This is a genomic window from Streptomyces sp. NPDC047043 (assembly GCF_040644055.1).
GTDB lineage: Bacteria > Actinomycetota > Actinomycetes > Streptomycetales > Streptomycetaceae > Streptomyces.
In genome coordinates this window covers 1-9555 of the sequence record NZ_JBEYVO010000082.1, presented here as the reverse complement: position 1 = coordinate 9555, position 9555 = coordinate 1, and the positions used below count along the sequence as shown (strand labels likewise).

Annotated in this window: 6 protein-coding genes; 2 read left to right on the top strand and 4 right to left on the bottom strand. The window is 69.3% G+C overall.

From position 1 onward, the window contains the following. The first annotated feature begins 41 nt into the window (after positions 1-41). On the top strand, positions 42-656 hold the full coding sequence (locus ABZ880_RS54225) for a helix-turn-helix domain-containing protein (protein WP_361279368.1): 615 nt from the start codon (positions 42-44) through the stop codon (positions 654-656). A 53-nt stretch (positions 657-709) separates the two neighbouring features. On the opposite strand, the gene ABZ880_RS54220 is transcribed toward ABZ880_RS54225, so the two are convergent. The 4 genes from ABZ880_RS54220 to ABZ880_RS54205 all read right to left on the bottom strand — a co-directional run bounded on the left by ABZ880_RS54220 (position 710) and on the right by ABZ880_RS54205 (position 5638). Then, complete coding sequence (locus ABZ880_RS54220; protein WP_361279366.1) at positions 710-1675, bottom strand: RICIN domain-containing protein; 966 nt, start codon at positions 1673-1675, stop codon at positions 710-712. Next, the gene (locus ABZ880_RS54215; RefSeq protein WP_361279364.1) at positions 1672-2670 is read right to left on the bottom strand and encodes a hypothetical protein; all 999 of its coding nucleotides are present in this window, start codon (positions 2668-2670) and stop codon (positions 1672-1674) included. The genes ABZ880_RS54220 and ABZ880_RS54215 overlap by 4 nt, the downstream gene beginning before the upstream one ends. Further along, positions 2667-3032 (bottom strand): hypothetical protein, encoded by a 366-nt coding sequence (locus ABZ880_RS54210; RefSeq protein WP_361279362.1) that lies wholly within the window; start codon positions 3030-3032, stop codon positions 2667-2669. Before ABZ880_RS54210 ends, ABZ880_RS54215 begins: the two co-directional genes overlap by 4 nt. A 269-nt stretch (positions 3033-3301) precedes the next feature. Then, positions 3302-5638 carry an alpha-L-fucosidase gene (locus tag ABZ880_RS54205; protein ID WP_361279359.1) on the bottom strand — a complete coding sequence of 779 codons (2337 nt, stop codon included), beginning with the start codon at positions 5636-5638 and terminating at the stop codon, positions 3302-3304. Between the two features lie 488 nt (positions 5639-6126). Between ABZ880_RS54205 and ABZ880_RS54200 the strand changes: the two genes are divergently transcribed. After that, positions 6127-8958: an RICIN domain-containing protein gene (locus ABZ880_RS54200; protein WP_361279357.1), complete on the top strand. Its 2832-nt coding sequence runs from the start codon at positions 6127-6129 to the stop codon at positions 8956-8958. Positions 8959-9555: the final 597 nt, after the last annotated feature.

The window sequence follows — 9555 nt, the reverse complement described above, 5'->3', positions numbered from 1 at the left end:
GGCCGACCGACGCGGGCGCGCCGAGTTCCGGAGGAGGGCGCATGACAGGCCGACGTGACGGCACGCGGACGAACGAGGACCCACCCTCGCCCCGGCTGCGCGCGGACGCCCGCCGCAACGTGGAGAAGCTGCGCGACGCGGCCCGGGAGATCTTCCTCAGGGAGGGCCTTGAGACGCCCCTGGAGGACATCGCCCGCAGGGCGGGGGTCAGCATCGGCACCCTCTACAACCGGTTCGGCAGCCGGGCCGAGCTGATCGACCAGGCCGTCGCGGACGTGGCGGCGCAGCGGCTCGTCGCGCTGGCCGGGCTCGTCGACCAGGCGGACGGTCCGTGGGCCAGGTTCGCCGCCTTCGTCTGGGGGACCTGCGAGATGCAGGCCGCCGACCGGGCGTTCAACGACGTTGTGGCCCGCCGCTACGCGGACGCTCCCCGGCTGCGGGCGATCTGCGACGACAACCTCGTCGTCGGCGACGACCTCATGCGCGCGGCGCAGGCCTCCGGTGTGCTGCGCCACGATCTCACCCGGGACGACCTCTACCGTCTCTTCCGGTCGATCGCGGCACTGATACGCGACGGGGAGCCGGACGAGGGGTGGCGCCGGCACCTTGAGTACTTTCTCGACGGTCTGCGCACGGGCGGGCCCGCCGCACGGTGACGCGGGGACCCACCTGCGTGGTGGTGTCCCCGACGCCCGCCCCGCGGATCCGGTCAGCCGATCTTCACGAGGTTCCACTGCTGGTTGGTGTTGCCGTTGTAGGTCCACTGGTCGACCGCGGCACCGTTGTTCCCGGAGCCGCCGGCGACGTCGAGCAGGTAGCCCTGGGAACGGGACTGGAGGGTGTAGGTGCCGTTGTCCGCCGGGGCGATCAGCCACTGCTGGTGGGCGCCGCCGTTGGGCGTCCACAGCTGGAGCCCGGTGCCGGGCCAGGTGGTGGCGTTGGGGATGTCCAGGGCCTTGCCGCTCCCGACTCCGGTGACCATGTAGTAGCTGGCGCTGTTGAGGGCCAGCTTCCACTGCTGGTTGGTCCCGCCGTTGTAGGTCCACTGGTCGATCGGGGTGCCGTCGGCGGTCCCGGTCCCCGCGGCGTCCAGGGCCAGGCCGCTCTTCGCGCTGACGATCCTGTAGGTGCCGGAGAGGTCGGCCACGGTGCCCGGCGTGATGGACAGGTGGGAGTACTGCACGGGGTAGTAGCCCGCCGTGCCGACGCCGACCTCGCCGCCGCCGTAGCTGCCGTCGGTGACCGTGCCGACCGTGGTGCCGTCGATCCTGGCGGTGATGGTGGAGCCCTGGAAGCCCAGGGACAGGTTGTGCCAGGTGCCGGTGCCCGGGGCGGTCACCGTGCCACTCGCCAGCGTCGTCCACTTCCACGACAGGTCCGACTTGAGCAGGGACCAGTCGCCGGTGTCGGAGAGCCGCAGGTGGTAGGCGTTCTGCCCGTTGTTGTTGGTCTTCTGGGTGCCGACCCGGCCGAGGATCTCGGCGGCGCTGCCGCTCTTCTCCAGCAGCACGTCGGAGCTGACGGTGTAGTCGCTCCAGCCCAGGTCACCCATGATCGTCGCGGGCTGGTTGCCCGGTTCGTCGGTCCAGCGGATCGGCGTGGTGGGCGCCATCTGACGCAGGCACGCACCGCTGCGGCCGCCACCGCAGGAGGCCGCCTGGGAGGCGCCGTTCATGGTGGTGAAGTACTTCGCCTCCCGGCCCGCGCCGTAACCGGAGAAGGAGTCCGAGTAGGGGAGCGCGAGGCGGGTGCGCTGGGGGAGGTCGCGGTGCCCGCGCCCTGGCCGGTGGTGGTGGTCACCGTGTAGAGGCGGCCCGGCGCCAGCGTGAGGGTGTGGGTGCCGCCGGTGGCGGTCAGGTCGCTGTCGTGCACCATGCGCGGGGTGGCCTTGCCCTGCTGTGAGAGGTCGGTGGACCACGCGTGCAGGGTGCCGCCGGGCAGACCGCCGGCGACGTTCAGGGTGACCGTCTGCGACGCGGTGGCGTCCATGGTCTCGAAGACGGTGCTCCAGGCGCTCTTGTCGGGCGCCGCGTAGCTGACGTAGCTGCCGTTGCCCCGGCCGCCTCCGAGGTAACCGGTGGCGGTGTCCAGGTACTTCCACCCGGGCGAGGTGAACTGCGTGGTCTGGGCGATGGCCCAGGTGGTGCGGCCCACCGTGTAGGCGCCGGACCACGGCTGGTTGGCGGTGATCAGGCCGTCGCTGCCGAAAGCGAGGTTCTGGTAGAGGGAGGCGACCACCGGCCAGTTGATGTAGGCGGTCATCTTCGCGTCGATGTAGCCGCGGTTGATGGCGCGGGCGGCCGGGGCCGCACCGGTCTCCGCGTCCTGCGAGCCGTTCTCACTGGCCCAGACCGGTTTGCCGAGCGACTGCGCGTCGGAGGAGGAAGAGCAGCAGGTCATCGCCGTCAGGTAGCCGCAGGGGTAGTGGACCCCGGCGATGTCGACGGCCGAGTTCAGGGCGCTGTCCTTCTTCATGTCTCCGGCGATGCCCCACCCGAACTGGTCGCCGCCGACCAGCTTGGTGGAGCCGTAACCGCCCCAGTTCAGCGCCGACTTCAGGCTTTCGTACCAGGAGGCGTTGTAGTCGCGCTCGTTCCAGCCGCCGATGTAGTCGACGGACAGGCCGTGCTGTTTGGCGCAGCCCAGCCAGGACATCAGATAGTCGATCATGTCCTGGGAGTAGAAGTCGCCGTTGCCGATCCAGCCCGGCGCACCCCGGACAGGCCGTAGAACCTGATGCCGGGGTTCCGGGCCCTGGCCTGCTCCATCAGCCACCACTCGTAGCCGGAGTCGCAGTCGACGGTGCCCTTGGAGTGCTCGATGCTGGCCTCGGCGCCGTCGGTGGAGTTGGTGTCGCCGCCGATCTCCACCTTGAGGATCTGCAGGTCGGCGCCGTAGCCGGGTTTGAAGAGGTAGTCGAGGATCTGGCTCTGCTGGGCGGCGGGGTAGTCTCGCAGCAGGGCGCTGTTGCCGCCGCCTCCGCTGATCGCCCCGATGCCGTCGAAGGTACGGCCCGGACTGCCGCCGTCCACCGTTATCGCGGTGCTCGGCGCCGCGTGGGCCGGGGTGGGTGCGCCCGGCGAGCAGTGCGAGCGCCAGGAGCAGGACGGCGAGGACCGCTGGCCGTCTGAGGTGTTGTTCGGACGGTCTTGACCTGGGGGTGTGGTGCGCGGCTCCTCGGCTCTCTCGGTGTTCTGGACCGACGGACCGCCGGTGAGGGCGGGACACGGTCCTTGCGGTGCTTACGGCTCTCGGGTCGGGGCAGGGAGGTTGGCGGGAGACGGGCGTGCCCGGCCGCCGTTCACAGGGTGACGATCTGCCAGTCCTGGTTGGCTCCGCCGGTGGTCGGCCACTGGATGACCGGGGCGCCGTCCGCGGTGGAGGCGTTCTGCACGTCGGCGCACCATCCGGTACGGACGTTGGTGAGCCGGTAGTAGCCGCCGGCGGGGGAGGGGACCAGCTTCCAGCCCTGGTTGTCGCCGCCGTTGTCGGTCCACTGGTCCAGGGCCGTGCCCTGGGCGGAGCCGCCCGGACTCTCCAGGAGTTTGCCGCTCTTGACGTTCGCCAGCCGGTAGGAGCCGTCGGCGCTCGGCAGCAGCTTCCACTGCTGGTTGGTGCCCCCGGTCCACGGCCACTGGACGACGGGGGCGCCGTCGGAGGCCGAGGCACCACTCACGTCCAGCACCTTGCCGCTCCTGCGGTTGACCAGCCTGCAAGTACCGAGGTCGGCGATGAAGGGTCGGTCGTACACCTCCAGGTTGCGCAGCGAGGCCCAGACGCCGGACGGGAGCCCGGTGACGGTGACGCGCACATACCGCGCCTGGGTACGGAACTGGGCGACCTGCACCTGGCCGGTGCCGGTGGTGGCCGTGCGGTCGGCCAGGGTGGTCCAGGTGGTGTTGTCGGTGGAACCCTCGATCAGGTACCGGTAGTTGGTGCCGTCCTTCTCCCAGGCGATACGGGTTCCGGTCAGGGACCGCGTCGAGCCGAGGTCGACCTTGAGCCAGTGACCGGTGGAGGAGTCGTCGGCACACCAGCGCGTGGCGGTGGAGCCGTCGACGGCCTTGGCGGCGGTGTTGCCCTTCGAGGTCTCCTCGCTGTCGGCGGTGGCGGCCTTCCCCGCGGCGATGTCGCCCGGCTGCACCGACCTGTCCAGGATGACCCCGACGACGCTGTCCTGCGGGTGGGTGGTGCGGTCGATGCCGCTGACCGTGACCCGGCCGTCGCCGCCGACGGTGTACGGGAGGCTGCTGCCGGAGCGCACGTCGAAGACCTTGCCGACCTGGGCGTCCCCGACGGACGGGGTGGTGAAGGAGGTGCCGCTGTAACCGGGCAGCAGATGGATGTAGAAGGTGCTGTCCTTGTAGGTGAAGCCGTACTTGCCGTCGACCGGGTTCCACGGGCCACCTCGGGTGCCGTAGACGGAGTCGCCGCAGGCGGTCATGAAGGTGCCGATCTGCCGCAGCAGGTTCGCCTGGCCCGTGGAGACGGTGCCGTGCCGGTCCGGGCCGACGTTGACCATCACGGTGATGTTCCGCACCCAGGAGTTGACCAGGATGTCCATCGCGGTGCCGTAACCCATCACGTTGCCGTCGGAGTTGTAGCCCCAGGAGCTGCCGACGGTGAAGACCTTCTCGCTGAGCCCCGTCCTGATGGCTCCCGAGGGCACCGAGGGGCCCTCCTCGCTGGCGTAGTCACCGATCCAGCCGGAGCGCGAGGTGGCGACGATGTCGGGCTGGTGCTTGCGGACCATGCCCATCAGGCCCAGCGGCTTGCCGTCGGCGTCGGTCTCGCCGTAGACGGAGTCCACCGGCCAGTCGTTGGACGGGTCGCGGAAGAGGCCCGGTTCCCAGAAGAACGCGCCGTCCGCGTCGCTGCCCTGCTCCGCGATCCAGCCGCCGTCCCACCACAGGTCGTCGATCGTGCCGTACTGGGTGACGAGTTCCTTGACGGACTCGTACACCTCCGTCTTCATGATCCGCGCGTTCTCCTTGTGTGCGGGGTCGGTGGTGTAGTTCCAGGGGTTCTTCGCGCAGTTGGTGCCGCGGACGTCGTAGTAGCCGGGGTAGCGCCAGTCGATCGGCGAGTAGTACAGGCCGACCCTGAGCCCGGCCGCCCGTACGGCCGCCACGTAGTCCTTGACGAAGTCCTTCTTCAGCGGCGCCTGGCCGGAGTTCCAGCTGTTCGGGTGGTTCAGCGGCCACAGTGCGAAACCGTCGTGGTGACGGGTCGTCAGCGTCGTGTACCGGGCCCCGAAGTCCTTCGCCAGCTGCGCCCAGTCGGCGGGGGCGAAGGCGTCCGCGGTGAACTGCTCGCTCGTGGCGTCGGTCAGGTACTTCTGGTAGTCGGCCGGCGTGATCGGGGCGTTGTGCATCCACCACTCGCCGTGGGCGGGGCCGGAATAGACACCCCAGTGGATGAACATGCCCAGCTTGGCGTCCTGCAGCCACCGGATCTTGTCGTCCGGTTGCTGTTCCAGGCCCATGTCGGTCTTCGGAACGCGCAGCGGCGGCAGCGGCAGTGGGTCGGCGGACGCCGCGTATGCGGGTGCGCTCGTCGCGAGGGTGCCCACGGTGGCGGCCACGGTCATGGCGGCCGCGCCGGCGAGGACCGTGCGGCGTGAGATCGATTTCGGCACGCGTTTCCTCCTGTTCGGTTTCAGTCAGCAAGCGTGGTGATGGTGGTTTCTGATCGTGGCTGTGCGACCTGGCGGCCTGAGTTCGCAGTGTGTGCGGGGCGGATGCGGCTGGCTGATACATCGGATGGATTAAGAGTCATGGGTGGGTGTGTTGTCCAGACCCTGGGCGAAACTCTTGCCAAACCCGGCTAGTTGCCCAGAGCGGACCATCGAAGGCGGACCAACATGGGAGGTATGAGGCGAGGCCTTGTGTGGCCCGGGTTCGTGCGGACCGTTGACGGGTTCCATGGCAGCCTCTACGGTGCCTGTCGAAAGTACACACAATCCAACATCTGGACGGGATCTGGCGAGCCGTCAGGACGAGTCGGTCGGCTGCTCCGCCGGCCGAGGGACGGGCACGGCCGGTGCAGCGCCTCACCCCCACTGCCGAAAGGCGACGTACAGTGCCTTCTCACAGACCGCACCCCCACAGCCGGTGGTCGTCGACCGTGGCCGCCCTGGCACTCACCGCGGCGACGGCGTTGGCCGGCGCGGCCGTCGGCCCGACCCAGGCGCACGCGGCGTCCGACACCGTCACGATCGACGGCACCGCCACGGGCAAGACCTTCGACGGCGTCGGGGCGATCAGTGGCGGCGGCGGCAACAGCCGACTGCTGATCGACTACCCCGAGCCGCAGCGCGGCCAGATCCTCGACTACCTGTTCAGGCCCGGATACGGCGCCTCCCTGCAGATCCTCAAGGTGGAGATCGGCGGGGACACCGACTCGACCTCGGGCGCCGAGTCCAGCCACTCGCACGCGGCCGGTGACCTCGACTGCGACCGCGGTTACGAGTGGTGGCTGATGGAGCAGGCCAAGGCCCGCAACCCCGACATCAAGATCGCCGCGCTGGCCTGGGGCGCCCCCGGCTACCTGGGCACCTTCAACTCCACCGCCACGGTCGACTACCTGATGGACTGGATGGGCTGTGCGACCAAGCACCGTCTGACGGTCGACTACCTCTCCGGCAGCCAGAACGAACGCGACTACGGCAAGACGTTCTACGAGGACCTGCACAAGGCACTGCGCGCCGCGGGGTACCCCACGAAGGTCGTCGGGGGCGACCTGGTCGGCTGGAAGATCGCCGACGACATGGTGAACGACCCGGATTTCGCCGCCGGCGTGGACATCGTGGGAGCGCACTACCCGTGCGGCTTCCAGAGCCCCATGACCAGCTGCTCGACGTCGTCGAACGCGACCGCCACCGGCAAGACGCTCTGGGCCAGCGAGAGCGGTGCAAGTGACTACGACAGCGGGGGCGCGGCCATCGCCCGGGCCGTCAACCGGGAGTATCTGGACGGGCGCATGACGGCCTTCATCAACTGGCCGATCGTCGCCTCGACGTACCGCAACGAGCCGTACCCCACCGCTGGGCTGATCCACGCCGACGAGCCCTGGTCCGGGTGGTACGACCTGGGCAGGTCGGTGTGGGCGACCGCGCACACCACGCAGGTGACCTCGCCGGGCTGGAAGTTCGTCGACTCGGCCTCCGGGTACCTCGGCGGAAACCGGGCCAACGGCTCCTACGTCACCTACCAGGCACCAGACCACAGCGCCTACAGCGTCGTCGCCGAGACCCTCGACGCCACGGCCCCCCGCGACGTCACCTTCACCATCACCGGCGGCCTCCCCGCATCGGCGAAGGTCCATGTGCGGGCCAGCGACTTCTCCTCGACGGATCCCTCCGACTACTGGGCCGAGCAGCCCGACATCACGCCGAGCGGCGGCTCGTTCACCGCCACCCTGCAGCCGGGGCGCGTCTACTCGTTCACCACGCTGTCCACCACCGGCAAGGGCACCGCGGCCAGTCCGCCGCAGGCACCCCTCGCTCTGCCGTACAGCAACGGCTTCGAGTCCGACACCCCGGGCCACGAGCCGCAGTATCTGGCCCAGCAACAGGGCGCCTTCGAGACCGTCGCCTGCCCCGACGGCCGGTCCGGGCAGTGCGTACGCCAGATGGCACCCACCAAACCGATCGTGTGGGCGCCGGGCACCACGCCCTTCACGCTGGTCGGCAGTCTCGGCTGGACCGACTACACCGTGAGCGTCGACGCCTGTCTCGAACAGGCCGGCGCGGTGCAGGTGATCGGACGGGCCGGCCGGACCACCGGTGACAAGGACAAGATGGCCCGCTACTACCTGCAGGCGGACGACACCGGCGCCTGGTCCATCGTCAAGAACGACACCGACGGCAAGCAGACGACGTTGAAGTCGGGCACCACCACGGCACTCGGCACCAAGAGCTGGCACCGACTGGCCCTCTCGTTCCAGGGATCGACCATCACCGCGAAGATCGACGGCAGTTCGGTCGGCAGTGTCACCGACACCTCGTACTCCGCCGGACTGGCGGGGCTGGGAGTGGCCGGATACCAGACCGAGGACTTCGACAACCTCTCGATCACCTCGATCGGCACCCCGACGGCACCGAACGCCTACGCCGTCGTGAACAAGAAGAGCGGCATGGCGCTGACGGCCGACTCCACGGGCAGGATCGTGCAGTCCCCGTACACGTCCTCCGGCGCGCAGCAGTGGACACTGACCGGCAACCAGGCCGGCTGGCTGACTCTCACCGGCATCGGCTCCGGCAAGGTGCTCGACGTACCCGACGCCGCCACGCGCCAGGGTGTCCAGCTGCAGCAGTGGAGCGCCAACGGCGGCACCCACCAACAGTGGCAGCTGCGGCCTGACGGAGACGGCGCCTACCAGCTCTACGGGCGCAAGGCCGGCCTGGTCGCCGACGTCTCCGGCGGATCGACCACTGACGGGGCACCGGTCGTCCAATGGACCGCCAACGGTGGGGACAACCAGGAATGGACCCTGGTCGCGGCCCCTGTGGACGGCGCCACGTACCAACTGACCAACCGCAACAGCGGACTGGCCATGGAGGTCACCGGCGGGTCCACCTCGGACGGCGGCACCGTCGACCAATGGCCCTACAAGGGGACCCTGTGCACCTATCTCTGCGCGGACAGCAACCAGGACTGGCGTGCGGTGTCGGTCGGCTCGGGGTACTTCGAGCTGGTCAACGAGAAGAGCGGCAAGGCTCTCCGATCGCCGGACGCGGCCAAGGGCACCCGACTCGACCAGGCCACGTACACCGGCGCGAGCGCCCAGCAGTGGAGGTTCGCGTACCGGCCGGGCGGCTACTACGCCCTGATCAACCGCGCGACGGGATACGCGGCCGATGTGACCGGTGCCTCCACCACGCAGGGCGACGCGGTCATCGCCTGGCCCGCGGGTGGCGGGGCCAACCAGCAGTGGCGGCCGGCGCTCACGCCCTGACCGTACTGCCGTGGACCGGCCGCAGTCCGGCGGCCGGTCCTCACATGTGCGGGAAGACGTGGCAGTCGGTTCCTTCTGACAACGCGTGAACCGACCTGCACCGCCGGGCGTGCGGTCGGCTGCCCGCCGGACTCGGGAGACGTGAGGTCCCCGGTCCGGCGGGCGACGTGTGGACAGTGGCCGCCGCGTGCACCCGTAGGCCCGCGTCCGTGAGGAGTTCGCCGTACGGCCCCGCCACGACCCTGCTTTCCGGGGTGCCGTCGGCGCCCGATGACCGAGATCTGCGGTCAGTACATCGAGTCCACCGGAGGCGTGCTGCTTCCGCCCCTCCCGTCGGCGCGACAGGGCAAGGACGGACCTCTCGGTTACTCGATGGCTTGCGAGGAGTCTCTGATGAACTGATGGTGAAGTATCAGCAGTTGAGTCTTGATACACGGTCATACTATTGAATCTTATGATTCACATGTGCATGTCACTCTTTTCCCGTTCCGGCAGTGACCACGTCGGACAAGATCTTCAGGAACTGGAGTGCATCCACCATGCGTCAACCGCTTTCCCGGGCAGCCCTCAAGCGTGCGGTGATAGCCGGCGCTGTCG